Here is a 26,022-nt window from a genome sequence, read left to right on the forward strand (position 1 = left end):
GCCCCCCCCCCCCCCCCCCCCCCCCCCCCCCCCCCGCCCCCCCCCCCCCCCCCCCCCCCCCCCCCCCCCGCGCCCCCCCCCCCCCCCCCCCCCCCCCCCCGGGGAAGCGGGCGACGCGCCCGCGCGCGAGCGGGCCGCGGTCGCGCCGGCGGACCCGTTCCGCACCCGCCGGCTCGAGGTGCCCGGCGTCGGGGCGGGCGCGGCCGGGCGGCGGTCCAAGGCCCGCGCCGAGCGCGGGCGGGTCGTGGGCTCCACCCGCCCGTCCGGGCCGGTGACGCGGCTGCACCTGGTCGACACGGTGCTCGCCGCCGCGCCGCACCAGCCGGCGCGCGGGCGCACCGGCCCCGGCCTCCACGTGCGGCGCGGGGACCTGCGCCAGGCCACGCTCGAGGGCCGCGAGGGCAACCTCGTGCTGTTCGTCGTCGACGCCAGCGGCTCGATGGGCTCGCGGGCGCGGATGGGCGCGGTCAAGGGCGCGGTGCTGTCCCTGCTGCTCGACGCCTACCAGCGCCGCGACAAGGTCGGCCTGGTCACCTTCCGCGGCGCCGACGCCGCCCTCGCGCTGCCGCCCACCTGGTCGGTCGAGGCCGCCGCGGCGCGGCTGCGCGAGCTGCCCACCGGCGGGCGCACGCCGCTGGCCGCCGGGCTGCTGCGCGCGGAGGAGACGCTGCGGGTGGAGCGGGTGCGCGACCCGCAGCGGCGCCCGCTGCTGGTGGTCGTCACCGACGGCCGGGCCACCGGCGCCCGCGGCTCGGACGCGCTGGGCGCCGCGCACGCGACCGCCCGGCGGCTGGGCGAGGCGGGCACGGCGGCGGTCGTCGTCGACTGCGAGTCCGGGCCGGTGCGGCTGGGGCTGGCCGGCGTCCTCGGCGCCCACCTCGGTGCGCGGACCCTCCGGCTGGAGGAGCTCGCCGCCGAGTCGCTCGCGGCCACCGTCCGCTCCGTGCGACAGGCGGCCTGAGATGCCGAAGGGGCAGGTCGCCGTCGTCCCTCAGGACGGGCTGACGACCCGGCAGCGCCGCAACCGGCCGCTGCTGGTCGTGCACACCGGCGAGATGAAGGGCAAGTCCACCGCCGCGTTCGGCATGGCGATGCGGGCGTGGAACCAGGGCTGGTCGGTCGCGGTCTACCAGTTCGTCAAGAGCGCGAAGTGGCGGGTCGGCGAGGAGAACGCGCTGACCGCGCTGGGCCGGCTGCACGAGCAGACCGGCGAGGGCGGGCCGGTGGTCTGGCACAAGATGGGCTCGGGTTGGAGCTGGTCGCGCCGGCAGGGCACCGAGGTCGACCACGCCGCCGACGCCGCCGAGGGCTGGGCGCAGATCAAGCGCGACCTGGCCGCCGAGGCGCACCGCTTCTACGTCCTCGACGAGTTCACCTACCCGCTGAAGTGGGGCTGGGTGGACGTCGACGACGTCGTCGAGACCCTCACGCACCGGCCCGGCACCCAGCACGTGGTGGTCACCGGGCGGGACGCGCCGCAGGCGCTGGTCGACGCCGCCGACCTCGTGGTCGAGATGACCAAGGTCAAGCACCCGATGGACGCCGGCCAGAAGGGCCAGCGGGGGATCGAGTGGTGACGGCAGAGATGGCCGTTCCTCCCGCCGGGGTGGCGCGGTGGTGAGCGTCCCGCGCGTGGTGGTCGCGGCCCCGAGCAGCAACGCGGGCAAGACGTCGGTCGCCACCGGGCTGGTCGCCGCGCTGACCGCCCGCGGGCTGGCCGTCTCCCCGCACAAGGTCGGCCCCGACTACATCGACCCCGGCTACACCGGCCTCGCCGCCGGCCGCCCGGGCCGCAACCTGGACCCGGTGCTGCAGGGCGAGGAGCGCGTCGTCCCGCTGTTCCTGCACGGCGCGCGCGGGGCCGACGTCGCCGTCGTCGAGGGCGTGATGGGCCTGTTCGACGGCGCCACCTCCCCCGACGTCGAGCCCGGCTTCGCCTCGACCGCGCACGTCGCGCGGCTGCTGCGGGCGCCGGTGGTGCTGGTCGTCGACGCGGGCGCGCAGGCGCAGAGCGTGGCCGCGCTGGTGCACGGGTTCGCCACCTTCGACCCGCGGGTGCGCCTGGGCGGCGTGGTGCTCAACCGCGTCGGCAGCGACCGGCACGAGGCGATCCTGCGCGAGGCGCTGGACGCGGCCGGGGTGCCGGTGCTCGGCGCGGTCCGGCGGCTGGACGCCCTCGGCACGCCGTCGCGGCACCTGGGGCTGGTGCCGGCCGCCGAGCGCTCGGCCGAGGCACTGGCCACGGTGCGCCGCCTCGGCGAGGTGGTCGGCGCCGGGCTCGACCTCGACGCCGTGCTGCGGCTGGCCCGGTCGGCACCCGACCTCGACGGGACCCCGTGGGACCCGGCCGCCGAGGTCGCCGCGGTCGCCGGGCGGCCGCGGATCGCCGTCGCGGGCGGGCCGGCGTTCACCTTCGGCTACGCGGAGAACGCCGAGCTGCTCGCCGCGGCCGGCGCCGAGGTGGTGACCGTCGACCCGCTGCTCGACGAGGCCCTGCCCGAGGGCACCGCGGGGCTGGTCGTCGGCGGCGGCTTCCCCGAGGTCTACGCCGACCAGCTGTCGGCCAACACCCCGCTGCGGGACGCCATCGCGGCCCTCGCCGCCGGCGGCGGCCCGGTGGCCGCCGAGTGCGCCGGGCTGCTCTACCTGTCCCGCGAGCTGGACGGCGCGCCGATGTGCGGCGTCCTCGACGTCGCGACGGCGATGACGCCGCGGCTGACCCTCGGCTACCGCGCCGCGGTCGCCCTGTCCGACAGCGTGCTGGCGCCGGCCGGCACCCGGGTGCGCGGGCACGAGTTCCACCGCACCCACGCGCTCCCCGGCGCCGGCCCCACGCCGGCCTGGCGGTGGCCCGGGGGCGCGCCCGAGGGGTTCGTCGCCGGCTCGGTGCACGCCTCCTACCTGCACCTGCACTGGGCCGGCTCCCCGGCCCTGGCCGAACGGTTCGTGGCCGCCTGCGCGGCCGCCGTCCCGGAGAGGGCACGCCATGCACATCGCTGAGGGCTTCCTGCCGGCGCCGCACGCGATCGGCTGGACGATCGCCGCCGCGCCGTTCGTCGTCCACGGCGCCCGGGCGGTGGTGACCGAGGTGCGCGAGCACCCGGAGTCCACGCTGCTGCTCGGCGCGGCCGGGGCGTTCACCTTCGTGCTCAGCGCGATCAAGCTGCCCTCGGTCACCGGCAGCTCGAGCCACCCGACCGGCACCGGCGCCGGGGCGGTGCTGTTCCGGCCGCCGGTGATGGCGCTGCTCGGCACGGTCGTCCTGCTGTTCCAGGCGCTGCTGCTGGCCCACGGCGGGCTCACCACGCTCGGCGCCAACGCGTTCTCCTTCGCCGTCGTCGGGCCGTGGGCCGGCTACGGCGCCTACCGGCTGGCGCGGGCGCTGGGCGCCGGTCTGCTGCCCGGCGTCTTCGTCGCCCTCACCCTGGCCGACCTCGCCACCTACGGAACGACGTCGCTGCAGCTCGCGCTGGCCTTCCCCGACGCCGACGGCGGCCTCCTCGCCGCGGCGGCCAAGTTCCTCGGCGTCTTCGCGGTCACCCAGGTGCCGCTGGCGGTCGGCGAGGGCCTGCTCGGCGTGCTGCTGTTCCGGGTGCTCACCGTCAACGCCCGGCCGGAGCTCGAGCGCCTCGGCCTGCTGCGCCCGACGGCCACCCCGGAGGAGGCCCGGTGACCCGCCGCCGCCTGGTCACCGCCCTGCTCGTCCTCGCGGTGGTGGCGCTGTTCGCCCTCCCGCTGGCCCTCGACGGCGGCGCCTCCGACTACGCCGGCAGCGACGGCCGGGCCACCGAGGTGATCGAGGAGTCCGGCTACACGCCGTGGTTCGAGTCGGTGTTCAGCCCGTCCTCGGCCGAGGTCGAGTCGGGGCTGTTCGCGCTGCAGGCCGCGCTCGGCGGCGGCGTGCTCGGCTACGTGCTCGGCCGGCTGCGCGGCCGGCGGCAGGCGCGGGAGCGGCAGGCCGCCCCGCCCCCCGAGGCGCCGTGACGGGGCTGGCGGTCGACGACGCCGCCTGGGCCAGCGCCTGGCGGACCCGCTCGCCGGTGGACAAGCTGCTGCTCACCGGCGGCCTGGTCGTCTGCGCGCTGGTGCTGCCGGTGTGGCCGGGCAGCGTCCTGGTCGCGGTCGCCGCCGTCGTCCTCGCGCTGGGCCCGGCGCGGGTGCCGGCGCGCACCTTCGGCCGCGCGGTGCGCTGGCCGCTGGCCTTCGTCGCCGTCGGGGCGCTGACCGCCGTCGTCTCCGTGGGCGACGGCGGGCTCGGCTGGGCGCCGGACGCCGCGGAGCGGGCCGGCGCGCTGGTCGGCCACTCGGTCGCCGGCGGCGCGGCGGTGCTGCTGCTGGCCACCACCACGCCGATGACCGACCTGCTCGCCGCGCTGCGCCGGCTGCGCGTCCCGGCGGCCGTCGTCGAGGTCGCCGGGGTGACCTACCGGCTGCTGTTCGTGCTGCTGGCGAGCCTGCGCACCGTCCGCGAGGCGCAGACCGCGCGGATGGGCCACTCGACCTGGCGCCGCTCCTACCGGTCCTCCGGGGCGCTGGCGGCCGCGGTGTTCACCCGGTCCTTCGACCGCGCCCGGCGGCTGCAGGAGGGGCTCGCCGGCCGCGGGATGGAGACCGGGCTGCGGGTGCTGCCCGAGTCCCGGCCCTCGTCGCGCGGCTTCCTCGCCGCCACCGCCGCGGGGCTGGCCGCGCTGGTCGCCGTCGGGGTGCTGCTGTGAGCGAGCGTGCGAGCTCACCGATCAGCAGAGCAGCCGGGCTCATGCGGGCGACGAGCGCCGGCGAGGAGGCCGCGTGAGCCACCGGACGCTGACCGCCGAGGGCCTGGTCGTCGGCTACGAGCGCGGCCGCCGGGTGCTGGAGGGTGCCGCGCTCACCGTCCCGGCCGGCCGGCGGCTGGCCGTCCTCGGCGCCAACGGCTCGGGCAAGACGACGCTGCTGCGCTGCCTGTCCGGCGCGCTGCGCCCGGACGCCGGCGGGGTCGCCGTCGACGGCGCGCTTCTGCACCACACCCGCCGCGGCCTGCGGGCGCACCGGCAGGAGGTCCAGCTGGTCCTGCAGGACCCCGACGACCAGCTGTTCAGCGCCTCGGTGGCCCAGGACGTCTCCTTCGGCCCGCTCAACCTCGGCCTGCCCGAGGACGAGGTGCGCGCCCGGGTGGCCGAGGCGCTGGCGCTGCTCGCCGTCGACGGCCTGGCCGGGCGGCCCACCCACCAGCTGTCCTACGGCGAGCGCAAGCGGGTGGCGATCGCCGGCGCGGTGGCCATGCGCCCCTGCGTGCTGCTGCTCGACGAGCCCACCGCCGGCCTCGACCCCTCCGCCGTCGCCGAGGCGCTGGCCGCCCTCGACCGGCTGCAGGCGTCGGGCTCCACGGTCGTCATGAGCACGCACGACGTCGACCTGGCGCTGGCCTGGGCCGACGAGGTCGCCGTCGTCGTCGACCGGCGGGTGGTGCAGGGCCCGCCGGAGGAGCTGCTCGCCGACGACGCCCTGCTCGCCCGCGCCCGCCTCGACCGGCCCTGGGCGCTCACCGTCGGCGCCCGGCTGCGCGAGCTCGGCCTGCTGCCCGCCGGCCCGCTCCCCCGCGACGCCGCCGCGCTGCTGGCCGCCCTCCCCGACCGGCCGGGCGTGACGCCGTGGACGTGACCGTCGGCGTCGGCGCGGTCCCCGGGGTGAGCGCGCACGAGGTGCTCGCCGCCGTCGACGCCGTCCTGCCGCCGGATGCCCGGGTGGCCCGGCTGGCCACCCTCGACGCCCGCGCCGCCGAGCGCGGCCTGGTCGCCGCCGCGGCCGCCCGCGGCTGGCCGCTGGCCGGCCACCCGGCCGCGGACCTCGCCCGGGTCACCGTCCCCACGCCCTCGGCGCGGGTGGCCGCGGCGGTGGGCACCGCGTCGGTGGCCGAGGCCGCGGCCCTGCTCGGCGGCGCCCGGCTGGTGGTGGGCAAGACCGTGCACGGGCGGGTGACCGTGGCGGTGGCCGGGTGAGCGCCGTCGACCATGACCTGGACCACCACGGCGACCTCGACCTGGCCCCGGGACTGGTCGACCTCGCCGTCAACGTCCGCGCCGGCACCCCGCCGCCGTGGCTGCGGGCGGTGCTGCGGCGCGCCCTCGACGACGTCGCCGCCTACCCCGACGCCCGCCCGGCCCGCGCCGCGGTGGCCGCCGCGCACGGCCGCGACCCCGCCGAGGTGCTGCTCACCGCCGGCGCCGCCGAGGCGTTCGTGCTGCTCGCCCGGGCGGTCCGGCCGCGGCGGGCGGTGGTGGTGCACCCGTCGTTCACCGAGCCGGAGGCGGCGCTGCGCGCGGCCGGGCACCCGGTGGAGCGGCTGCTGCTGGAGCCGCCGTCCTACCGCCTGCGGGACGTCCCCGACGACGCCGACCTCGTGGTCCTGGGCAACCCGACCAACCCGACGTCGGTGCTGCACCCGGCCGCCGACGTCGCCGCGCTGGCCCGCCCCGGCCGGGTGCTGCTGGTCGACGAGGCCTTCGCCGACACCGTGCCCGGCGAGCCGGGGTCGCTGGCCGGCCGTCCCGACCTGCCCGGCCTGCTCGTCGTGCGCAGCCTGACCAAGACGTGGGGGCTGGCCGGGCTGCGGGTCGGCTACGCGCTGGGCCCGGCCGACCTGGTCGCGGCGATGGCCGCCGCCCAGCCGCACTGGCCGCTGTCCACGCCCGCGCTGGCGGCGGCGGTCGCCTGCACCACGCCCGCCGCCCGCGCCGAGGCCGACGCGGCCGCCCGTGAGCTGGAGGTCCACCGCGCCGCTCTGCTGGCCGCGCTCCCGGCCGGCGTGACCGTCCTCGGCGCGCCGCGGTCGTCGTTCGTGCTGCTGCGGGTGCCCGGCGGCGGGCGGGTGCGCGCGGCGCTGCGCGAGCGCGGCTGGGCGGTGCGCCGCGGCGACACCTTCCCCGGCCTGTCCCCCGACCACCTCCGCGTCGCCGTGCGCGACCCGGCGACCTCGCGTGCGTTCGCCGCGGACCTCGCTGCGATCCTTGGGACCGAGATCCCCGGTCCGGTGCCGACGACGACGTCGCAGCCGGCCCCCGTCCCGGAGGAGCCCCGCTGAGCGCCACGCCCGTCGACCCTGCGTCCGGTGTCGTCTACCCCGTCGGCCTGCGCCTGCTCGACCGCCGCGTCGTGGTGGTCGGCGGCGGCCAGGTCGCGCACCGCCGGGTGGCCGGGCTGCTCGAGGCCCGCGCGCGGGTGACCGTCGTCAGCCCGGCGGTCACCCCGGCGCTGGAGGCGCTGGTCGCGCCCGGCTCGCTGACCTGGGTGCGCCGCGGCTGGCAGCCCGGCGACCTCGACGGCGCCTGGTACGCGGTGGCCGCCACCGACGACCCCGCCGTCAACGCCGCGGTCGCCGAGGAGGCCGAGCGGCTGCGCGTGTTCTGCGCCCGCGCCGACGACCGGTCGGCCTCCAGCGTCTGGACCCCCGCCGTCGGCCGGCAGGGCGACCTGGTGATCGGCGTGCACGGCGGCGGCGATCCGCAGCGGGCGGTCGGCGTGCGCGACGCCGTCGTCGCGGGGCTGACCGACGGCAGCATCCGCGACCGCGCCGCCCGCGAGCCGGAGGGCGGCCGGGCCGGCAGCGTGGTGCTCGTCGGCGGCGGGCCGGGCGACCCGGGGCTGATCACCGTGCGCGGGCAGCAGGCGGTCGCGCAGGCCGACGTCGTGCTGGCCGACCACCTGGCGCCGCAGTCGCTGCTGGCCTCGCTGCCGCCGGAGGTCGAGGTCATCGACGCCTCCAAGCTGCCGCGCGGCCGGTCGATGGCGCAGGAGCAGATCAACGCGCTGCTGGTCGAGCACGCGCTGGCCGGCCGGCGGGTGGTGCGGCTCAAGGGCGGCGACCCGTTCGTCTTCGGCCGCGGCATGGAGGAGCTCGAGGCGTGCGTCGCCGCGGGCGTGCCGGTCGAGGTGGTGCCCGGCGTGACCAGCGCGATCGCGGTGCCCGCGCTGGCCGGCATCCCGGTCACCCACCGGGGGCTGACCCACGAGTTCGTCGTCGTCTCCGGGCACGTGCCGCCGGGCCACCCGCAGTCGCTGGTGGACTGGGCCGCGCTCGGGCGGCTGCGCGGCACGGTCGTCGTGCTCATGGGCGTGGACACGGCCGGGGCGATCGCCGCGGCGCTGGTCGAGCACGGCCGGGCGCCGGACACGCCGGTCGCCGTCGTCGCCGACGGGTCCACGGCCACCCAGCGCGCGGTCCGCACCACGCTGGCCGGGCTGGCGGGGACGCTGGCCGACGAGGGCATCCGCCCGCCGGCCGTCTGGGTCGTGGGCGAGGTCGTCGCCCTGGGGACGCGGCTGTAGCCCGTGCGCGCGCTCGCGGTCGCCCTGGCGCCGGTGCTGCTGGTGCAGGGCGCGGGTGTCCGCCGCCGCACGCCGGTGCTGCCGGAGGCGCCCGGGCCGCGCGCCGGCGTCGTCCCGGGCGACGGGCCGCCGCTGACCGCGGCGGTCGTCGGGGAGTCGCCGGCCGCGGGCGTCGGGGTCGCCACGCAGGAGGACGGGCTCGCCGCCCGGTTCGCCGCCGCGCTGGCCGCCCGCAGCGGCCGGGAGGTGCGCTGGCGGCTGTCGGCGCGCACCGGGACGACGGTCGCGCAGGCGCCCGGGCTGCTGGTCCCCGGGCTGGCCGGCCCGCCCGCCGACGTCGTGCTGGTCGCGTTCGGCGTCAACGACACGCTGCGGCTGCGCTCCCGGGCCGCCTGGCGCCGCGACGTGACCGCGCTGCTGCGCGCCCTGGCGCCGCTCACCGCGCCCGGCGGCGTCGTCGTGCTCGCCGGGCTGCCGGACCTGGGCCGCTTCCCCACCCTGCCGCAGCCGCTGCGCGGGGTGCTCGGCCGCCAGGCCCGGGCCCTCGACGCCGAGCTGGGGCGGCTGGCCCGCCCGGGCGTCCGGCACGCCCCCGCGCCGCCGCTCGACCGGCCGGGGCTGTTCGCCGACGACGGCTTCCACCCGGGCGCCGCGGCCTGCGCGCTCTGGGCCGACGACCTCGCCCGGGTGGCGCTGGCCTGAACCGGCCTCAGACCACGCGGGCGAAGACGACGGTGTTGTCCTCGCTGGCGCCGGCGGACTCGTCGAACTCCCCGCCGCAGGTGACCAGCGCGAGGTCGGCGCCGGCCGGGTGCCCGTTGAGCGTGTCCGCGAGGGCCGAGGTGGCCTTGTCCAGCCCGGTCACCGGGTCGCCGAGCACCTCGAGCCGCAGCCAGGCGCCGCCGGCGTCGACCAGGACCACCTCGTCGCCGGGGGACAGCTCCGGCAGCCGGTCGAACACCGCGCCGCCCGCGGCCCCGGCGTGACCGAGGACGACGGCCATCTGCCCCGACCCGGGCGCCGGCCCGTCGGACCACCACGACGTCGTGCGCATCGACTGGGGCACGCCATAGCCGTCGACGTCCCGGCCAGTGAACGGGTTCTCGTACCGCACCGTCCCGCGGGACTCGACCGCGGTGTCGACGCCGACGGCCGGCACAGCGATCCGCGCCGGCACGACCGGGCCCCCGGCCGGGGTGACGGCGGCCGGCAGGGCGGGCACCTCACCGGTCGCCGGCACCGCCACCAGCGAGGTCGCGGGGGGCGCCGCGGCGGCGTCGGCCGCCGGGCGCCCCGCCCACACGAACACGCCGGCCCCGGCGAGGACGACGACGAGGAAGACCAGCAGCGGCAGGCGCTGGCCCGACAGCTCCCTAGCGACCGACCGCACGGGACCGCGCCCGGGAGACGGCGGCACCGGTCCCGCCGGCGACCAGGAGGGCGCCGCCCAGGGCGGCCAGCGGGAGCACCGCGCCGGGCCCCCCGGTCTCGACGCCCTCGTCCCCGCCGGTCGGCGCGTAGCCGGGGTACTGCACGGGCTGCCCGGCCACGGGGGCGGCGACCGGCGCGGCGTGCGGCGGCTCCGGGGCGGGCTCCGGCGCCTGCGCGGGGGGCTCGGGGGTCTCCGGGAGGGCCGGCAGGCAGGCCTGGAACGCCGCGAGCAGCGCCTCGACGTCGGTCGCCACCTGCTCGGCGGCGCTCCCGAGCGTCGCGGGGTCCAGCGCGGGCGGCTGCCCGGACGCGAGGCCGGTCAGTGCTCCCTGCAGCCCGGCGACCAGCTCCTGCACCGCCGCCGCGGGGTCCTGGGACAGCACGCCGTCCAGCAGGTCCTGCACGCCGTCGGCCACCCCCTGGACGCAGTGCTCCGGCACGCCGAGCGGGGTGAGCGCGGACTGCAGGCCCTGCACGAGCGCCTCCGGCAGCGGCGGGACCGGGCCCTCCTCCGCAGGGGTCGGCTCGGTGGGCGCCTGCTGGCCGGCGTCCGGCGGCGGGAGCGCACCGGTGCCGGGCAGCGCCGGAGGCGCGGTGGCGTCCCCGCCCTCCCCGGCCACCGCCTGCTCGAGCGTCGTGACGACGCCCTCCAGCGGGTCGGTGGGGGCGTCGCCCGGAGCGGCTGCGGCCACCCCGGGCGTCGCGACCGCCGCGGCGACCAGGCCGGCGACGAGCAGCGCCCGGCGGCCACGGGGCCTGCGGGACGGGGAACGGCGAGCGGACGACAACGGGACCCCCCGGGGATGTCAGGACACGAGCGGCGTCACTGTCCGGGGGGAACGACCGTGACATCGATCGGTGACGGACCCCTTCGTCCCGTCGGCTCGCCGTCACGCTGCGGAGTGAACCGGTCACCGCTCCGGCGGGCGGCTAGATATTGGCGCCGTCCGGCGGGGGCCCCTCGGGCAGCGGCGCGGCGAAGCCGCCGCCCTCGGCGCCGGGCGCGGGCATGCCGACCGTGTACGAGGTCATCGACAGCGACCCGTAGGCGTAGCCGTCGACCAGCACCTCCGCCGTCGTCCCGGTGGCCCCGGCCATGCCGGCGACGTACAGCAGCGGCAGGAAGTGGTCGGGCGTGGGGACGGCGAGGTCGAAGTCCCGGTGCCCGTCCAGGCGGCCCACCGCGCCGGGGTCGGTGAGCATGGCCTCGCGCGCGGCCTGGTCGAAGCGCTGCGCCCAGTCGAAGCCGGCGTCGGGCAGCGCGCGGCTGACCCCGCCGAGGTTGTGCACCACGTTGCCGCTGCCGATCACCAGGACGCCGTCCTCGCGCAGCGGCGCCAGGGCCGCGCCCATCTGCAGGTGGTAGTCCGGGCCCTTGAGCGCGTTGATCGACAGCTGCACCACGGGGACGTCCGCGTCGGGGAAGGCGTGCACCAGCACCGACCAGGCGCCGTGGTCGATCCCCCAGCTGTCGAGGTCGGCGCCCACCCAGGTCGGGGACACGACGTCGGACACCTGCTCGTGCAGCTCGGGCAGCCCCGGGGCGTCGTAGGAGACGTCGAAGAGCTGGTCCGGGAAGCCGAAGAAGTCGTGGATGGTGCGCGGGCGCGGCATCGCCGTCACCGCGGTGGCGTGCACGTACCAGTGCGCGGAGACGACGAGGATCGCCCGCGGCCGGGGCACCGCGCGGCCGAAGGCGCGCCAGGCGTCGGTGTAGCGGTTGCGCTCCAGGGCGTTCATCGGGTTGCCGTGGCCGATGAAGGCGGCGGGCATGAGGGTCATGCGGCTGTCCTCCCCGGCGGCGTCCCGCGACTCGGTCCCGGACGGATCATGCCCGCCTCCGGCGGCCCTCGCGAGGCGCTCAGCCCGCGCGGCCGGCCGGCGGCACGCGGCGCAGCAGTGGGGACAGCCGCCGGGCGCCGGGGCCCTCCGCCGCCGCGGCGTCGCCCGGGTTGGACAGCGCGCACGACGTCAGCGAGAGGCAGCCGCAGCCGATGCAGGAGGTCAGCCCGTCGCGCAACTGCTCGAGCGCGGCGATCTGCGCGTCGAGCCGGTCCCGCCAGCCGCGGGACAGCCGCGCCCAGTCGCGCGCCGAGGGCGTGCGCCCGTCGGGCAGCGTGGCCAGCGCCTCGCGGATCTCCGGCAGCGACAGCCCGACGTTCTGCGCCGCGCGGACGAACGCCAGCCGGCGCAGCACCGAGCGGGGGTAGCGCCGCGCGCCGCCGGGGGTGCGGCTCGCGGCGATCAGCCCCTCCGCCTCGTAGTACCGCAGGGCCGACGGCGCCAGGCCGGACCGGGCGGCCACCTCCCCGATCGCGAGCAGCTCCACGGCGCCCCCTTGACCTCAAGTCGACTTCAGGTCCCACGGTAGCCGCATGACACCCACCGCACTGGTCACCGGGGCCTCCCGCGGCCTCGGGCTCGCCCTCGCCACCGAGCTGTCCCGCCGCGGGTGGCGGCTCGTCGTCGACGCCCGGGACGCCGGCCGGCTGGCCACCGCCGTCGCCGGGCTCCCCCGTCCCGACCTGGTCACCGCCGTGCCGGGGGACGTCGCCGACCCGGCCCACCGCACCGCGCTCGCCGCCGCCGCCGGCGACCGCCTCGACCTGCTGGTCAACAACGCCTCCGCGCTCGGCCCCGTCCCGCTGCCGCGGCTGGCCGACCTCCCGCCGGCGGCGCTGGAGGACCTGCTGCGGACCAACGCCGTCGCCCCGCTCGCGCTGGTGCAGGCGGCGCTGCCCGCCCTGGAGCGCGCCCGCGGGACGGTCGTGTCGATCAGCAGCGACGCCGCCGTCGAGGCCTACCCCGGATGGGGCGGCTACGGAGCGGGCAAGGCCGCGCTCGACCTGCTCACCGCGGTGCTCGCCGTCGAGCACCCGGCGCTGCGCGTGGTCGCCGTCGACCCGGGCGACATGGCCACCGACATGCACGCCGCCGCCGACCCCGGCGCGGACCCGGCCGGCCTCGCTGACCCCGCCGACGTCGCCCCGGCGCTGCTGACGCTGCTGGAGGGGGACCCGCCCGGCCCGCGCGTGCGGGTCGCCGATCTCGCGACGGCGGCGCACCGGTGACCGCCGTCGCCGTGCCCATGGGGGCGGAGGCCGGCGAGCCGCCGGAGCGCCGCGGGCTGGCCCGGGACGGCGTCCGGCTGATGGCCGTCCGCCCGGGCAGCCTCACCCACGCCCGGTTCCGCGACCTCCCCGGCCTGCTCGAGCCCGGGGACCTGGTCGTGGTCAACACCTCGGCGACGCTGCCGGCCCGCCTGACCGCCCGCCGCGCCGACGGCTCCCGCACGCCGGTGCACGTCTCGACCGTGCTCGACGACGGGACCTGGGTGGTCGAGGTGCGCCGCCCGGCCGACGACGGCCCGGAGACCGGCCTCGAGCCCGGCGCCGCGCTCCTGCTGCCCGGCGGCGTCCGGCTGGTCCTGCGCGCCGGCTTCCCCGAGCCGGCGCGTCCGGGACGGCTGTGGCGGGCGGTCGCCGAGCCGGCCGTGACCGTCCCCGCCTACCTGGCCCGGCACGGCGAGCCGGTCCGCTACCGCCACCTGCGCGGGCCGGTCGAGCTCGACGACGTCCGGAACGTCTACGCCACCGAGCCGGGCAGCGCGGAGAACGCCAGCGCCGGCCGGCCGTTCACCGACCGCCTGCTGGTCCGCCTGATGGCCCGCGGTGTCCCGGTGGTGCCGCTGGTGCTGCACGCGGGCGTCTCCAGCCCCGAGCTGCACGAGCCGCCGGCACCGGAGCGCTACCGGGTCCCCGCGGTCACCGCGCGGCTGGTCACCGTGACGCGGGCGGCCGGGCGGCGGGTGGTCGCCGTCGGCACCACGGTCACCCGGGCGCTGGAGACCGTGACCGGCGAGGACGGCGTCACCCGGCCCGGCGAGGGCTGGACCGACCTCGTGCTGGGCCCGGACCGGCCGGCCCGCGCGGTGACCGGGCTGGTCACCGGCCTGCACGAGCCGGAGGCCAGCCACCTCCTGCTGCTGGAGGCGGTGGCCGGCCGGGACCTGGTCGAGCGCGCCTACGAGGCGGCCGCGGCCGGCGCCTACCTGTGGCACGAGTTCGGTGACTCGATGCTCTTCCTCCCCTGAGGTCCCTCACGCGCGCCGGGGCGACGGCTCGACGAGCCCGGCCTCGTGGGCGAGGACCACCAGCCGGATCCGGTCGCGGGCGCCGAGCTTGTCGAGCAGCTTGGCCACGTGCGTCTTGACCGTGGCCTCGCCGATCCCGAGCTCGACGGCGATCTCGGCGTTGGTCGCGCCGCGGCCGACCGCGCGGAGCACCTCACCCTCCCGCTGGGTGAGCCGGTCGAGGAGCCGCCGGACGGCGGGGGTGGCCGGCCCGCGCAGGTGGTGGTGAACCAGACGGCGGGTGACCCCGGGGTCGAGGAGGACGTCCCCCTCGGCGACGGCGCGCACCGCCGCGAGCAGGGACTGACGCGGCGTGTCCTTGAGCAGGTAGCCGCTCGCGCCGACCGCGAGCGCGCCGAGGACGTGCTCGTCGAGGTCGTAGGTCGTCAGCACGAGGACGCGGCAGCCGGCCACCGCCTCCTGGATCCGCCGAGTGGCCTGTATGCCGTCGAGCCGGGGCATCCGCACGTCCATCAGGACGACGTCCGGGGCGAGCTGCCGGGACAGGGTGACCGCCTCGACGCCATCACGGGCGGTGGCGACCACGGCGATGTCGGACTGCGCGCCGAGGATGAGGGCGAGCCCCTCCCGCACCAGCTCCTGGTCGTCGGCGATCAGGACGCGGATCACCCGGCACCGCCCGCCTCGTCGGGCAGCGGCAGCTCCGCCGCCACGGTGAACCCACCCGCGCGGTCCGGACCCGCGGTGAACGTGCCCCCGACGGTGGCGACCCGCTCGCGCATCCCGGGCAGGCCGTGCCCACGCCCACCGGAGCCGGGTCGCAGCGGTCCGGGACCGGGGGCGTTGTGCACCCGCACGGCGAGCCGCGCGTCGGCCACCGCCAGCCGGACCTCGGTCGCGGGCCGCCCGGCGTGCCGCAGCACGTTGGTGAGCGCCTCCTGGACCACACGGAGAGCCACCGCTCCGGTCGCCGGGTCCACCGAACTCGGCTCGCCGGCCACGACGAGTGAGACGGGCAGCCCCGCTGCGCGGACGGCGGCCACGACCGCCTCGATCTGCTCGACGACCGGCCGCCGCGAATCCTGACCGCAGGTGTCCGACGGTCCGCGCAGGGCCTCCAGCACCCCGCGGACGTCCCGGATGGCCGAGCGGCCCGTGGCCTGGACGTGGGCCAACGCCCGGCGGGCGCGGTCCGGGTCGGACTCGAGCAGCTCGTCGGCGACGTCGGCTTGGACCAGCATGACGACCAGATCGTGGGCGAGCACGTCGTGCACCTCCTGCGCGATGCGCACCCGTTGCTCGGCGGCGGCCGCCGCCGCGCGCACCTCGACCTCCGCCCGCGTCCGCTCGACGGCGCCGGCCTGCTGGCGCACCCACGCTCCGAGGGCCTGGATCCAGATGGGGTTGAGCGCCCACTGCCAGGACGACGAGACGGTGTCGAGCGGGTCCCAGGCGAGTTGGAGCAACACGGCCGCCGACCCGATCGGGATGCCCAGCCAGGCCCACGGTGTGCGCCCGTGGCGGCCGCACGCGTAGACGCCGACGACGATCACCGCCGCCTGGGTGGCCAGCTGGGACGCTCCGTCGGCGGCAGCCGGTAGCAGGATCGTGCCGCAGGCCACCAGCAGGACGAGGACCGGCGCGCGGCGCCGCGCCACGAGGGCCAACGCGGCGAGGCCTCCGGCGACCGCGTCCGCGGCCGGGTGGCGGGAGCCCGCACCCAGGAGCGCCTCGGCGACACACGCCCCGGCCAGCGCGACGGCGGGGACCCACTCCCCGGGGGACGTCCCGAGCAGCCTTGTCCCCGCCGGCCGGCGGAACAGCACCCGGCGCCGGGTCACGGGGGAACGGTAGCCGCCCGCGACCTCCGGGGGATCCGTCCGCGGACCGATGCGGCTCCACCGGTGGACGGAGGCGAACCCACCTCCGGCCCGATGTACCGGCCCGGCTGTGCCGGGAGGCTCCACCCGTCCGTCCACCCGTCCGTGGAGGTCCCGATGAACACCTCTTCGCAGCTTCGGCGTCCCGCACCGGCGGTCCCCGGTCGGGCCGGTGCGGCACGGTCCGGTCCCTCCGTGCGCCTCCGCCGCGGACGACGAACCGCTGTCGTGGCCGCGCTGACGGCGGCCGGGGTGGTGGTTCCCTCGGCAGCCTCGGCAGCGCTGGCATCCACCGACTACGTCGTGACGGTCCCGGTGCAGGAGAGCCACGAGGCCACCGGCGCCGAGGGGGACACCGGCCTGTGCACCCCGCAGGAGACCGCCGACTTCACCGGTACCCAGACGATCCGGCTGCGGTCGACGGTCGGCGGCCTGACCGACGCGCAGGTCGTCGCGCTGACCGAGAGCGGTGAGGTCGACCCCACCGTGCTCGACGCACGCTCCGTGACGGAGGGAACGCTCGTGGTCCACTCGGGCTCTCACACGTACACCACCCGGTACACCGACCGGTGGGGCGTGCAGCCGCGCGACGGCGTCCTGACGATGACCAGCACGTTCCACGCGGTCGGCGAGTCGGAGCAGGGAACGCCGTTCACGATCACGGCCACGGGACTGCTCGTCCAGGCCGGCGACCGGACCCTGGTCGACCGGCAGGAGCGCCACGTGCAGGGCTGCCTGCCCTGATCACGAGCGAGAACGGCCGCCTTCCACGGCGGCCCCGTCACAGGAACGGAGGGCTGTTCCGATGTCCCGTCGTCTCGCCGTGGTGGCAGCCGCCACCGCCTTCGTCGCCCTCACGGCCACGCCCGCTGCCGCCGGGTCCGGCCAGGCGGCCTGTCCCGGCCAGAACCTCCCCGCGGAGACACGGCTGTACCGCCCGATCGGCGCGACCCTCGCCAAGCCGATCGCGATGTCGGGGCCCGGTGCTGTCGGCGACTTCGTCACCCCCCTCGCCCACAGCCACGGGGACTGCCTGTAGGCCGGGCGGTAGGTCGGGTCGCCCCCTCCCGGTGGGGGGGGGGGGGGGGGGGGGGGGGGGGGGGGGGGGGGGGGGGGGGGGGGGGGGGGGGGGGGGTTGGGGGGGTGGGGGGGGGGGGGGGGGGGGGGCGCCCCGGCGGGGGGCCGGCCCGGGCCGCCCCCCCCCCCCCCCCGGGCCGCCGGGCCAGCACGGTTCTCCTCCCCGGCATGACGGCCGGGATGCCAGGCGCGTGGCGGCTGGGGACGGCAGGGGCCGGACGGCCGGGGAACGGCGGCGAGGGCGACGGCCGCCGCAGGCGGTGCTGCGACGGCGACCTCTCCCCTGCGCAGCTCCGCAACCTGGAGGACCGCGTGGGCGCCCGGGTGGTCGACCGGACCGCACTGGTCCTCGACGTCTTCGCGCAGCGCACCCGCATCAGCGAGGGCCGCGCTCAGGTGGAGCTCGCCCAGCTCGCCTACCAGCTCCCGCGGCTCGGCGGTGGGCGCGGCGCCGGCGCGGCGGGGACCGGGGTGCGCGGCCCGGGCGAGCAGCGGCCGGAGTCCGGGCGGCGCCACCCGCGCCGGCGCATGCCCGTGCTGCGGCGTCAGGTGCAGCAACCGCCGCCCGGCGGCAGCGCACCCGCAGCCGCCGCCGCGGCGACCGGGTGCCCTCCGTGGCGCTCACTGGCTACCCCCACGCCGGGAAGTCGGCGCTGCTCAACCGGCTCACCGGTGCCGACGTCCTCGTGCAGGACGCGCTGTCCGCCACCCCGACGGCCGGCCCCACACGCTCACCGACACCCTCGGCTTCGTCCGCCACCTCCCCCACCAGCTGGTCGACGCCTTCCGCGCCACGCTCGAGAGGTCGCCGAGGCCGAGCTCGTGCTGCACGTCGTCGGCGCCTCGGCGCCCGACGCCACGGGCCAGGTGACGGCGGTGCGCGGCGACCCCTGCGAGATCGCTGCGCGCGACCACCGGGAGCTGCTCGCGCTCGGCGAGGCCGACGTCGCCCCGCCGGCGTGGACGGCGGCCCTGTGCACCGCCTACCCTGACGCGGTGCCGGTCTCGGCCCTCACCGGGGAGGGCGTCGAGGACCTGCACTTCGTGATCGCCCGCGCGCTGGACCGCTGACTCACCAGAGGCCCGCGGCGGCCTCCAGCAGCACCTGCCGGTCCGCCGGCGGCCGGCCGGGGCAGGCGGTGCACAGGGCCTCGCCGGGCAGCCGGTACAGCAGGCAGCAGGAGGCGCGGCGGACGAACCGGACGCCGCCGACGTCGGTGTACCGGGGTGCGGGCATCGGGCCGCCGACGGCCGCGGCGAGCGGCGCGGCCAGCGCGGTGGTCGTCCCCACGTCGCCGAGCGCCCGCCCGACGGCGAGCAGCCGGCCGGCCAGCGAGTCGGTGGCCACCGCCCACAGCGGCCGCTCGCGGACCCCGCCGGCCGCGGCCACCGCGGCGATCGCGGACCCCAGCGCCTCCCGCAGCTCCGCCGCCGGATCGGGGCCCGCGGGCGCCCGCGAGACCGCGGCCAGCACCGTGCCGCCGGCGATCTCGTACAGGGTCGTGTCGGCCGCCCGGGCCGACAGCGGCCGGCCGGTGGCCAGCCCGGCGGCGACCGGCGTCAGCAGCACCGCCGACGCCGAGTACCACCACACGGTGGCGAGCACCCGCCGGTCGGTGCTGCGGTACCGGCGGCCCAGCGCCGCGACCCGCCCCGCCGTCCAGTCCGGGTCGGCCAGCAGCGTGGCCGGGAACGGGCGCGCCGACGGCGGGGCGAGCAGGCCGAGGCCGGCGGCCCCGGGCACCCGGGCCGCCACGACCGCCTGCGGTCCGCCGTCCACGGCCCCAGTCTGCTGCAACGACGTTGCGGTCCCCGACCCCGCGCGCGGCCCGGGCCCCTACGGTGTGTGCTGGGACACGCCGCCGGCACGGCGTGCGCAGCGACGAGACGGAGGGAGCACACGTGAGCGAGTCGACCGGGTCGGAGGGCCGCCGGTTCCCGGCGCCGGAGCAGCTGGCCGCGTCCGCCAACGTGGGCCCGGACGTATACGAGCAGGCCGAGGCCGACCGGCTGGCGTTCTGGGAGACCCAGGCGCGCCGGCTGAGCTGGACCCAGGAGTGGGACGAGGTCCTCGACTGGACCGACCCGCCGTTCGCCAAGTGGTTCGTCGGCGGGAAGCTCAACGTCGCCTACAACTGCCTGGACCGGCACGTCGAGGCCGGCCACGGCGACCAGGTCGCCTACCACTGGGAGGGCGAGCCGGGCGACACCCGCACGATCACCTACGCCCAGCTCACCGAGGACGTCTGCCGCGCGGCCAACGCGCTGCTCGAGCTGGGCGTGCAGGCCGGCGACCGGGTCGCCATCTACATGCCGATGATCCCCGAGACGATCGTCGCGATGCTCGCCTGCGCCCGCATCGGCGCCGTCCACATGGTCGTCTTCGGCGGCTTCTCCGCCGACGCGCTGGCCAGCCGGATCACCGACGCCGGCGCCGTCCTGGTCATCACCGCCGACGGGGGCTACCGGCGCGGGGCGCCCAGCGCGCTCAAGCCCGCGGTCGACGACGCCGTCAGCCGCACCGAGGGCGTCCGCAACGTGCTGGTGGTCCGGCGGACCGAGCAGGACGTCGCGTGGACCGAGGGCCGCGACCTGTGGTGGCACGACGTCGTCGACCGGCAGTCGCCCGAGCACACGCCCGAGGCCTTCGACGCCGAGCACCCGCTCTACATCATGTACACGTCCGGGACGACGGCGAAGCCGAAGGGCATCCTGCACACCTCCGGCGGCTACCTCACCCAGGTCGCCTACACGCACTGGGCGACCTTCGACCTCAAGCCCGACACCGACGTCTACTGGACCGCCGCCGACGTCGGGTGGGTCACCGGCCACAGCTACATCGTCTACGGGCCGCTGGCCAACCGGGCGACGTCGGTGGTGTACGAGGGCACCCCGGAGACCCCGCACCGCGGCCGCTGGTTCGAGCTGATCGAGAAGTACCGCGTCTCGATCCTCTACACCGCGCCGACGGTGATCCGGACCTTCATGAAGTGGGGCGAGGACATCCCCGCCGGCTTCGACCTCACCTCGCTGCGGGTGCTCGGCTCGGTCGGCGAGCCGATCAACCCCGAGGCGTGGCTCTGGTACCACGAGAACATCGGCGGCGGCCGCTGCCCGATCGTCGACACCTGGTGGCAGACCGAGACCGGCGCACACATGATCACGCCGCTGCCCGGCGTGACCGACCTCAAGCCCGGCTCCGCGCAGACGCCGTTCCCCGGCATCTCGGCCAAGGTCGTCGACGACGAGGGCAACGAGCTCGGCGACGACGCCACCGGCCTGCTGGTGCTCACCCAGCCCTGGCCGGCGATGCTGCGCACCATCTGGGGCGACGACGACCGCTACGTCGACACCTACTGGTCGCGGTTCGGCAAGGAGGTCTACTTCGCCGGGGACGGGGCCAAGAAGGACGCCGACGGCGACATCTGGCTGCTCGGCCGGGTCGACGACGTCATGAACGTCTCGGGCCACCGGATCTCCACCACCGAGGTCGAGTCCTCGCTGGTCGCCCACCCCGCCGTCGCCGAGGCCGCGGTCGTCGGCGCGTCGGACCCGACCACCGGGCAGGGCATCGTCGCGTTCGTCATCCTCCGCGGGTCGGCCCAGGACTCCGGCGAGGACCTGGTGCAGCAGCTGCGCACCCACGTGTCCAAGGACATCGGACCGATCGCCAAGCCGCGCCAGATCATGGTCGTCCAGGAGCTGCCCAAGACCCGCTCCGGCAAGATCATGCGGCGGCTGCTGCGCGACGTGGCCGAGAACCGCGAGCTCGGCGACGTCACCACGCTGACCGACTCCTCGGTGATGAACCTGATCAAGGAGAAGCTGCCCGCCACCAGCGGCTCCGAGGACTGAGGCACCGGAGGCCCGCCCCGCGCCGCGGCGCGGGGCGGGTCTCCCGCGTCCCCGGCGGCCCGATCGGGTTCCGGGTGCGTGATCCGGGCGGTCACGGGGCAAGATCCTCCCCAGGCCGTCCGCGGCCGTCCGACCAGCCCGACCAGGGAGGAGCCCCCGTGGCCCACAGCGCGTCGTCCACCCAGCCCGCCGCGCGGCATGCCGGCACCGACGACTCCTCGGTGGGGGCGCTGGTGCAGAGCGCCATGGCCGACATGTCCACGCTGATCCGCGCGGAGATCGAGCTGGCCAAGACCGAGGTCGGCCGCTCGGCGAAGAAGGCCGGCGTCAGCGCCGGGCTGTTCGCCGCGGCCGGGGTGCTCGTGGCCTTCGCCGGCTTCTACCTGTTCGTCATGCTCGCCGAGCTGTTCACCTGGCTGGGCCTGCCCCGCTGGGTCTCCTACCTCATCGTCACCGTGGGCCTGCTGCTCGTCGCCGGCCTCGTCGCGCTGATCGGCATGCGGATGATCAAGCGGATCGACAAGCCCGAGCGGACGATGGAGTCGCTGCGCGAGCTGCCCGAGGTCATGCACCGCGAGCAGCCCGGTCAGCGGCGCCGCGCGCTGCCGACGGTGAGCAACGGGCGCGTCGAGCGGCGCTCCCCCGACAGCTACCTGGTCTGAGCGTCGCGAGGTCCGGGGGCGCTCCCGCCGAGGAGCGCCCCGACGCCACCAGCGTCCTGCTGCCCGGCTCCTGGATCCACCGCGACGTCTCCGCCAACGGCGTCCGGCTGCACCTGGCCGAGGCCGGCGAGGGCCCGCTGGTGCTCCTGCTGCACGGCTTCCCGCAGTTCTGGTGGACCTGGCGCGCGCAGCTGCCCGCCCTCGCCGCGGCCGGCTTCCGGGCGGTCGCGCCGGACCTGCGCGGCTACGGCGCCAGCGACAAGCCGCCGCGCGGCTACGACCTGCCGACGGCGGCCGGCGACGTCGCGGCGCTGGTCCGCGCCCTCGGCGAGCGGGACGCCGTCGTCGTCGGGCACGACTGGGGCGGGCTGGTCGCCTGGACGATGGCCGCGCTGCACCCGCGCAGCGTGCGCCGCCTCGTCGTCGTCTCGATGGCCCACCCGCGGCTGCTGCGCGCCGGCCTGCGCGACCCCGCCCAGCGGCGGGCGCTGCGGCACGTGCTGGGCTTCCAGGTGCCGCGGCTGCCCGAGCGGCGGCTGACCCGCACCGACGACGACCCGGTCGCGGAGTTCCTCCGCAACTGGGCCGGGCGGGACTGGACGCACACCGCCGACTTCGCCGAGGCCGTGGAGCGGTACCGGTCGGCTGCGCGGATCCCGCAGGCGGCCTACGGCTCGATGGAGTACTTCCGCTGGGCCGGGCGCTCCCAGCTGCGCCCCGACGGGCTGCGCTACGCCCGCCGCATGGCCGCGCCGGTCACCGCGCCGACCCTGCAGCTGCACGGCGCCGCCGACCCGCTGGTCCTGCCGCGGACCGCCCGCGGCTCGGGCCGCTACGTGGCCGGCGCCTACGAGTGGCGCGAGCTCCCCGGCATCGGCCACTTCCCGCCCGAGGAGGCCGCCACCGAGGTCACGGCGGCGATCACGGACTGGGCGGCCGGCTGAGTCATTCGCACGGGCCGGTGTCGACCTCGGCGGTGGCGGTGGCGCCGGCGGTGGCGGCGGGCGCGACCTGCTGGGCGGTGAGCGCGTAGCCGGTGGAGGGGTCGTCGATCGCCGAGGCGAACACGACGCCGAGGACCTGCCCGGCCGGGTCGAACAGCGGCCCGCCGGAGTTGCCGGCGCGCACCTCGCCGTAGAGCGCGTAGACGTCGCGCTGCACGGTGCGGGCGTTGCGGAAGTCCGGGCCGCTGATCGGGCCCTCGTCGCGGACGCGGGCCGGGCCGATGAACAGCTCCCCGCCACCCGGGTAGCCCATGATGATCGCGTCGTCCCCGGTGCCGGCGGCCGCCGGGGCGAAGGCCAGCGGCACCTGCGGGAGGTCCGGGACGGCGAGCACCGCGACGTCGACCTCCTCGTCGACGTACACCGGCGTGGCGTCGTACTCCTCGCCCTCGGCCTCGACGACCGGGGCGTCCACGCCGGCGAGCACGTGCGCGTTGGTCATCACCCGGCCGGGCGCGTAGACGAACCCGGAGCCGTCGATCTGCCGCGAGCACGACGGCGCGATGCCGCGGATCTTCACGACCGACCCCTGCACCTGCCCGACGACCGGGCTCGCGGCCAGCGTCGCGTCCGGCGCCTCGACCTCGCGGGCCTGGGTGGGCGTGAGCGGGTCCAGGACGTCGGGCAGCCCGCGCCGGTCGATCGCCTCGCGCAGCGAGTCGTAGACCGCCCGGACGCCGTCGGGCACGGCCCGGTCCACCGCCTGCACCAGCGCCGAGTTGCGCACCTGCCCGGCCAGCCCGGGGAACGGCGCGGTGGCCAGCGGGGTGGCGACCATCCACGCCACGAGCAGCACCGCGATCGCCGACACCACGGCGCCGGCGACCGAGTCGAGCACCTCCGCGGGCTCCCAGGTGACCCGGCGGCGCACCGCCCGCCCGATCGCGCCGGCCAGCACCTGCCCGAGCAGCGCCCCCGCCAGGACGACGACGAGCGCGGCGAACACCCGGGTGACCGGGGAGCCGTCGAGCCGGTCGGCGACCGGCCCGGACAGCTGGGCGCCGAGCACCGCGCCGCCGAGGAAGCCGAGGAACGACGTGGCCGACACCAGCAGGCCCTGCCGGAAGCCGGTGAAGGCGAAGACCAGGGCCAGCACGATGAGGACGAGGTCGACCAGCGACATGGGTCAGCCGCGCACCGTCATGACGCCGGTCTGACCCAGCTGCACGTGGAAGCTGCACTCGAACGGGTGGTCGCCGGGGGCGGTGACCTCGAACTCGATGGTCTCCGTCGCCCCCGCGGCCAGCAGCGGGATCTCCTCGGGGATCTCCTCGACGCCGGCGCCGGGCGTGAAGCGGAAGTTGTGGGTGGCCTGGGTGGCGGTGCTCTGCACCGTCAGCCGGACCCGGCCGGGCGCCACGGTGAAGGTGTCGGGGACGAACACGTAGTCGTCCGGCGTCTGGATGGTGACCTCCTGGACGCCGTCCTCGGCCGTGGTGACCGTGCCGAGCGACGCCCCGGGGCTCGGCTGCGCCGCGGCACCGCCGCCGCCGTCGTCGTCGCCGGAGCCGCAGCCGGCCAGCACCCCGGCCGCCAGCGCCGCGCCGGTCAGCGCCGCGGGGAGGCGGCGCCTCCAGATCCTGCTCATCGCCGCGGAACCGTACTTGTCGCGGCGTCCCCGGTCGCGCCGTCGGCCACCGTCGGCGCGGCGGCGTCCTCGGCGCCGCCCTCCCCCAGCGACCCGGGCGCGGCCGCCGGCCGCGCACCGGCCGCCGCCAGCGGGCGCACGTCGCGGACGTCCCAGGGCCGCGCGAGGCCCGCGGCCTCGAGGACGGCGTCGAGCAGCGCCGCCGTGAAGCCCCACACGACCATCTCCGCGACGCCGAACGCCGGCCCGACGTAGCCGGCCGGGTGGCGCACGCGGAACCGGTTGACGGGGTCGGTGAGGTCGGCCAGCGGCACCCGGGCCACCCGGGCCACCTCCCGCGGGTCGCCGACCGCGACGTCGCGGGGGTCGTCCCACCAGGCCAGGACGGGGACGACGAGGTTGTCCGACGGCCCGAGGAACAGCTCGGGCAGCGTGGCGAGCACCCGGACGCCGGCCGGGTCGACGCCGGCCTCCTCCTGCGCCTCCCGCAGCGCGGTGCCCACCGGGTAGTCCTCCCCCGGGTCGGCGCCGCCGCCGGGGAAGGCCGGCTGCCCGGCGTGCGTGCGCAGCCGCGCGGACTTCTCGATGAGCAGGACGTCGGCGCCGCGCGGGCCCTCGCCGAAGAGGATGAGCACCGCCGACCGGCGCGCGGTGTCGGTGGCCGCCTGCAGGCGGTGCCGCAGCGGGAGGTCGGCCGCCGCGGCCACCAGCCGCAGCAGGTAGTCCGGCAGGCCGGTGGTGTCGGCGCCGGGCAGGAGCCCGGTCACAGCTGCACCCCGAGGTGCTGGGCGACCAGGCCGCGCAGCTCGTCGAGGGACTCGACCGCGCCGGTCCGCACGGAGGCCACCGACCCGTCGGCGGCGAGGAACACCGTGTGCGGGAGCCCGCGCAGCCCGAGCGCCGCGGCGACGTCGCCGTGCCCGTCGAACGCGCCGGGGAGCGTCACCCCGGCGTCCTCCGCGAAGGACGCCGCCTGCGGGACGCCGTCCTGGCTGATCACGCCGACGACCCGGACGCGGTCGCCGGCGGTGTCGGCGAGCTGCTGCACCAGCGGCAGCTCCTCCCGGCAGGGGCCGCACCAGCTCGCCCACAGGTTGAGCACGGTGGGCACGCCCGGCGCGCGGCCGAGGTCGAGGGTGCCGCCGCTGAAGCACTCGATCGGCGCGACGCCCGACAGGTCGCCGTCGGCGGCCGGCTCGTCGGGCTGCTCCGGGCAGGCCGCCAGGTCCGTCCGCGTCCCCGCGACGGTGGCCCGCTCGGGCGCCGGGGGCTCGTCGGCCGCGGCGGTGCAGGACGACAGCAGCACCCCGAGGCCGGCCAGCAGCGCGGCCGCGCGCCGGGCGCTCACTCGGTGTCCGACGCCGCGGGCGTCTTGACCAGCTTCGTCGCCGCCTCGGGGTCGGTGGGCCCGATGCCGTAGGACGGGCACCAGCGGGCCAGCCCGCACGCCCCGCAGGCGGCCTTCTTGGCGTGGCAGACGCGCCGGCCGTGGAAGATCACGCGGTGGCTGAACATGGTCCAGTCGCGCTTGGGGACCAGCTCGGCGACCTCGGCCTCGACCTTGACCGGGTCCTCCTCGGCGGTCCAGCCGAAGCGGCGGACCAGCCGGCCGAAGTGGGTGTCGACGGTCAGCCCCGGGACGCCGAAGGCGTTGCCGAGGACGACGTTCGCCGTCTTGCGGCCGACGCCCGGCAGCGTGACCAGGTCGGCCATCCGGCCGGGCACCTCGCCGTCGAACCGCTCGACCAGCGCCTGCGCCAGCCCGAGCACCGAGTTGGCCTTCGCGCGGAAGAAGCCGGTGGGCTTGAGGATCTCCTCGAGGTCGGCCCGGTCGGCCCCGGCGAGCGCCACCGGGTCGGGGTACTTCGCGAAGAGCGCCGGCGTGACCTTGTTCACGGTCTTGTCGGTGGTCTGCGCCGAGAGCACGGTGGCCACGAGGAGCTCGAACGCGTTGGTGAAGTCGAGCTCGCAGTGCGCGTCGGGGTGGATGACGGCCAGCTCACGGGCCATCCGGCGGGCGCGGCGGGTGCGGGCCAGCGGCGTCTCGGCCGGGTCGAAGGGCTCGGCGGCCGGACGGCGGGCGGGAGCGCGGCGCGCAGCGGGGCGCGCGTAGGCCGGCGTGGACACG

At 77.9% G+C, this 26,022-nt stretch carries 31 protein-coding genes and 2 pseudogenes; 21 read left to right on the top strand and 12 right to left on the bottom strand.

All coding sequences use genetic code 11. The features are described from left to right. Positions 1–178: 178 nt before the first annotated feature. The 11 genes from ACI79B_RS11020 (at position 179) to ACI79B_RS11070 (ending at position 9,006) form a co-directional block, all read left to right on the top strand. Entirely contained in the window at positions 179–961 is a 783-nt protein-coding gene (locus tag ACI79B_RS11020) for a vWA domain-containing protein (RefSeq protein WP_456930447.1), read from the top strand. Position 962: 1 nt separating this feature from the next. Further along, positions 963–1,577 (top strand): cob(I)yrinic acid a,c-diamide adenosyltransferase, encoded by a 615-nt coding sequence (cobO, locus tag ACI79B_RS11025; RefSeq protein WP_456930446.1) that lies wholly within the window; start codon positions 963–965, stop codon positions 1,575–1,577. A gap of 40 nt (positions 1,578–1,617) precedes the next feature. Next, a complete protein-coding gene (locus tag ACI79B_RS11030) occupies positions 1,618–3,000 on the top strand; it encodes a cobyrinate a,c-diamide synthase (protein ID WP_456930445.1) in 1,383 nt (460 codons plus the stop codon). Next, on the top strand, positions 2,987–3,673 hold the full coding sequence (locus ACI79B_RS11035; protein WP_456930444.1) for an energy-coupling factor ABC transporter permease: 687 nt from the start codon (positions 2,987–2,989) through the stop codon (positions 3,671–3,673). The genes ACI79B_RS11030 and ACI79B_RS11035 overlap by 14 nt, the downstream gene beginning before the upstream one ends. Continuing rightward, complete coding sequence (locus ACI79B_RS11040; RefSeq protein WP_456930443.1) at positions 3,670–3,984, top strand: energy-coupling factor ABC transporter substrate-binding protein; 315 nt, start codon at positions 3,670–3,672, stop codon at positions 3,982–3,984. The genes ACI79B_RS11035 and ACI79B_RS11040 overlap by 4 nt, the downstream gene beginning before the upstream one ends. Beyond that, entirely contained in the window at positions 3,981–4,715 is a 735-nt protein-coding gene (gene cbiQ, locus ACI79B_RS11045; RefSeq protein WP_456930442.1) for a cobalt ECF transporter T component CbiQ, read from the top strand. The genes ACI79B_RS11040 and cbiQ overlap by 4 nt, the downstream gene beginning before the upstream one ends. Before the next feature lie 73 nt (positions 4,716–4,788). After that, positions 4,789–5,640 (top strand): energy-coupling factor ABC transporter ATP-binding protein, encoded by an 852-nt coding sequence (locus ACI79B_RS11050; protein ID WP_456930441.1) that lies wholly within the window; start codon positions 4,789–4,791, stop codon positions 5,638–5,640. Then, the gene (locus ACI79B_RS11055) at positions 5,631–5,978 is read left to right on the top strand and encodes a cobalamin biosynthesis protein (protein ID WP_456930440.1); all 348 of its coding nucleotides are present in this window, start codon (positions 5,631–5,633) and stop codon (positions 5,976–5,978) included. The genes ACI79B_RS11050 and ACI79B_RS11055 overlap by 10 nt, the downstream gene beginning before the upstream one ends. After that, on the top strand, positions 5,975–7,060 hold the full coding sequence (cobC, locus tag ACI79B_RS11060) for an Rv2231c family pyridoxal phosphate-dependent protein CobC (protein WP_456930439.1): 1,086 nt from the start codon (positions 5,975–5,977) through the stop codon (positions 7,058–7,060). Before ACI79B_RS11055 ends, cobC begins: the two co-directional genes overlap by 4 nt. Before the next feature lie 47 nt (positions 7,061–7,107). Continuing rightward, positions 7,108–8,304: a uroporphyrinogen-III C-methyltransferase gene (gene cobA, locus ACI79B_RS11065; RefSeq protein ID WP_457000142.1), complete on the top strand. Its 1,197-nt coding sequence runs from the start codon at positions 7,108–7,110 to the stop codon at positions 8,302–8,304. A gap of 3 nt (positions 8,305–8,307) precedes the next feature. Next, positions 8,308–9,006 carry an SGNH/GDSL hydrolase family protein gene (locus ACI79B_RS11070; RefSeq protein WP_456930438.1) on the top strand — a complete coding sequence of 233 codons (699 nt, stop codon included), beginning with the start codon at positions 8,308–8,310 and terminating at the stop codon, positions 9,004–9,006. Positions 9,007–9,013: 7 nt separating this feature from the next. On the opposite strand, the gene ACI79B_RS11075 is transcribed toward ACI79B_RS11070, so the two are convergent. The 4 genes from ACI79B_RS11075 to soxR form a co-directional block, all read right to left on the bottom strand. Further along, positions 9,014–9,694, bottom strand: coding sequence for a class F sortase (locus ACI79B_RS11075; RefSeq protein WP_456930437.1), 681 nt, complete (start codon positions 9,692–9,694; stop codon positions 9,014–9,016). After that, entirely contained in the window at positions 9,678–10,427 is a 750-nt protein-coding gene (locus ACI79B_RS11080) for a hypothetical protein (protein WP_456930436.1), read from the bottom strand. The genes ACI79B_RS11075 and ACI79B_RS11080 overlap by 17 nt, the downstream gene beginning before the upstream one ends. Positions 10,428–10,665: 238 nt before the next feature. Then, positions 10,666–11,517 (bottom strand): 4,5-DOPA-extradiol-dioxygenase, encoded by an 852-nt coding sequence (ygiD, locus tag ACI79B_RS11085; RefSeq protein WP_456930435.1) that lies wholly within the window; start codon positions 11,515–11,517, stop codon positions 10,666–10,668. Between the two features lie 79 nt (positions 11,518–11,596). After that, positions 11,597–12,064 (bottom strand): redox-sensitive transcriptional activator SoxR, encoded by a 468-nt coding sequence (gene soxR, locus ACI79B_RS11090; RefSeq protein ID WP_456930434.1) that lies wholly within the window; start codon positions 12,062–12,064, stop codon positions 11,597–11,599. A gap of 46 nt (positions 12,065–12,110) precedes the next feature. On the opposite strand from soxR, the gene ACI79B_RS11095 reads away from it, so the two are divergent. Together ACI79B_RS11095 and ACI79B_RS11100 are read left to right on the top strand one after the other, a co-directional pair. Then, positions 12,111–12,806: an SDR family NAD(P)-dependent oxidoreductase gene (locus tag ACI79B_RS11095; RefSeq protein WP_456930433.1), complete on the top strand. Its 696-nt coding sequence runs from the start codon at positions 12,111–12,113 to the stop codon at positions 12,804–12,806. Continuing rightward, positions 12,803–13,828 carry an S-adenosylmethionine:tRNA ribosyltransferase-isomerase gene (locus ACI79B_RS11100; protein ID WP_456930432.1) on the top strand — a complete coding sequence of 342 codons (1,026 nt, stop codon included), beginning with the start codon at positions 12,803–12,805 and terminating at the stop codon, positions 13,826–13,828. The genes ACI79B_RS11095 and ACI79B_RS11100 overlap by 4 nt, the downstream gene beginning before the upstream one ends. Before the next feature lie 6 nt (positions 13,829–13,834). Here ACI79B_RS11100 and ACI79B_RS11105 read toward each other — a convergent pair whose 3' ends face one another. Continuing rightward, complete coding sequence (locus ACI79B_RS11105) at positions 13,835–14,497, bottom strand: response regulator transcription factor (protein WP_456930431.1); 663 nt, start codon at positions 14,495–14,497, stop codon at positions 13,835–13,837. Next, positions 14,494–15,669 (bottom strand): sensor histidine kinase, encoded by a 1,176-nt coding sequence (locus ACI79B_RS11110; RefSeq protein ID WP_456930430.1) that lies wholly within the window; start codon positions 15,667–15,669, stop codon positions 14,494–14,496. Before ACI79B_RS11110 ends, ACI79B_RS11105 begins: the two co-directional genes overlap by 4 nt. A gap of 342 nt (positions 15,670–16,011) precedes the next feature. On the opposite strand from ACI79B_RS11110, the gene ACI79B_RS11115 reads away from it, so the two are divergent. From ACI79B_RS11115 to ACI79B_RS11135, 5 genes and pseudogenes are all read left to right on the top strand, one after another. Beyond that, positions 16,012–16,452: a hypothetical protein gene (locus ACI79B_RS11115; protein WP_456930429.1), complete on the top strand. Its 441-nt coding sequence runs from the start codon at positions 16,012–16,014 to the stop codon at positions 16,450–16,452. Between the two features lie 82 nt (positions 16,453–16,534). Then, a complete protein-coding gene (locus tag ACI79B_RS11120) occupies positions 16,535–16,747 on the top strand; it encodes a hypothetical protein (RefSeq protein WP_456930428.1) in 213 nt (70 codons plus the stop codon). Between the two features lie 218 nt (positions 16,748–16,965). Beyond that, positions 16,966–17,328 (top strand): annotated as a pseudogene (locus ACI79B_RS11125) (HflX-like GTP-binding protein); the annotation flags it as partial. A gap of 71 nt (positions 17,329–17,399) precedes the next feature. Beyond that, positions 17,400–17,450 (top strand): annotated as a pseudogene (locus ACI79B_RS11130) (hypothetical protein); the annotation flags it as partial. 157 nt (positions 17,451–17,607) lie between these two features. After that, positions 17,608–17,856, top strand: a complete 249-nt coding sequence (locus ACI79B_RS11135) for a hypothetical protein (RefSeq protein ID WP_456928401.1) — start codon at positions 17,608–17,610, stop codon at positions 17,854–17,856. Between the two features lies 1 nt (position 17,857). Here ACI79B_RS11135 and ACI79B_RS11140 read toward each other — a convergent pair whose 3' ends face one another. Next, positions 17,858–18,565 carry a (2Fe-2S)-binding protein gene (locus tag ACI79B_RS11140; protein ID WP_456928397.1) on the bottom strand — a complete coding sequence of 236 codons (708 nt, stop codon included), beginning with the start codon at positions 18,563–18,565 and terminating at the stop codon, positions 17,858–17,860. Positions 18,566–18,687: 122 nt separating this feature from the next. Between ACI79B_RS11140 and acs the strand changes: the two genes are divergently transcribed. From acs to ACI79B_RS11155, 3 genes are all read left to right on the top strand, one after another. Next, positions 18,688–20,640 carry an acetate--CoA ligase gene (gene acs, locus ACI79B_RS11145; protein ID WP_456928396.1) on the top strand — a complete coding sequence of 651 codons (1,953 nt, stop codon included), beginning with the start codon at positions 18,688–18,690 and terminating at the stop codon, positions 20,638–20,640. 158 nt (positions 20,641–20,798) lie between these two features. Further along, a complete protein-coding gene (locus ACI79B_RS11150) occupies positions 20,799–21,302 on the top strand; it encodes a phage holin family protein (RefSeq protein ID WP_456928395.1) in 504 nt (167 codons plus the stop codon). Positions 21,303–21,442: 140 nt separating this feature from the next. After that, the gene (locus ACI79B_RS11155) at positions 21,443–22,246 is read left to right on the top strand and encodes an alpha/beta fold hydrolase (RefSeq protein WP_456928394.1); all 804 of its coding nucleotides are present in this window, start codon (positions 21,443–21,445) and stop codon (positions 22,244–22,246) included. A gap of 1 nt (position 22,247) precedes the next feature. Here ACI79B_RS11155 and ACI79B_RS11160 read toward each other — a convergent pair whose 3' ends face one another. Genes ACI79B_RS11160 through nth form a run of 5 tightly spaced genes read right to left on the bottom strand, consistent with a single transcriptional unit; the run spans position 22,248 to position 26,021 of the window. Then, positions 22,248–23,429 carry a MarP family serine protease gene (locus tag ACI79B_RS11160; protein WP_456928393.1) on the bottom strand — a complete coding sequence of 394 codons (1,182 nt, stop codon included), beginning with the start codon at positions 23,427–23,429 and terminating at the stop codon, positions 22,248–22,250. 3 nt (positions 23,430–23,432) lie between these two features. Next, complete coding sequence (locus tag ACI79B_RS11165) at positions 23,433–23,894, bottom strand: cupredoxin domain-containing protein (protein ID WP_456928392.1); 462 nt, start codon at positions 23,892–23,894, stop codon at positions 23,433–23,435. Beyond that, positions 23,891–24,661, bottom strand: a complete 771-nt coding sequence (locus ACI79B_RS11170; protein ID WP_456928391.1) for an NUDIX hydrolase — start codon at positions 24,659–24,661, stop codon at positions 23,891–23,893. The genes ACI79B_RS11165 and ACI79B_RS11170 overlap by 4 nt, the downstream gene beginning before the upstream one ends. Continuing rightward, positions 24,658–25,242, bottom strand: a complete 585-nt coding sequence (locus ACI79B_RS11175) for a TlpA family protein disulfide reductase (RefSeq protein WP_456928390.1) — start codon at positions 25,240–25,242, stop codon at positions 24,658–24,660. The genes ACI79B_RS11170 and ACI79B_RS11175 overlap by 4 nt, the downstream gene beginning before the upstream one ends. Further along, positions 25,239–26,021 carry an endonuclease III gene (gene nth / locus ACI79B_RS11180; RefSeq protein WP_456928389.1) on the bottom strand — a complete coding sequence of 261 codons (783 nt, stop codon included), beginning with the start codon at positions 26,019–26,021 and terminating at the stop codon, positions 25,239–25,241. The genes ACI79B_RS11175 and nth overlap by 4 nt, the downstream gene beginning before the upstream one ends. Position 26,022: the final 1 nt, after the last annotated feature.

This window comes from Geodermatophilus sp. SYSU D00879 (assembly GCF_054050375.1).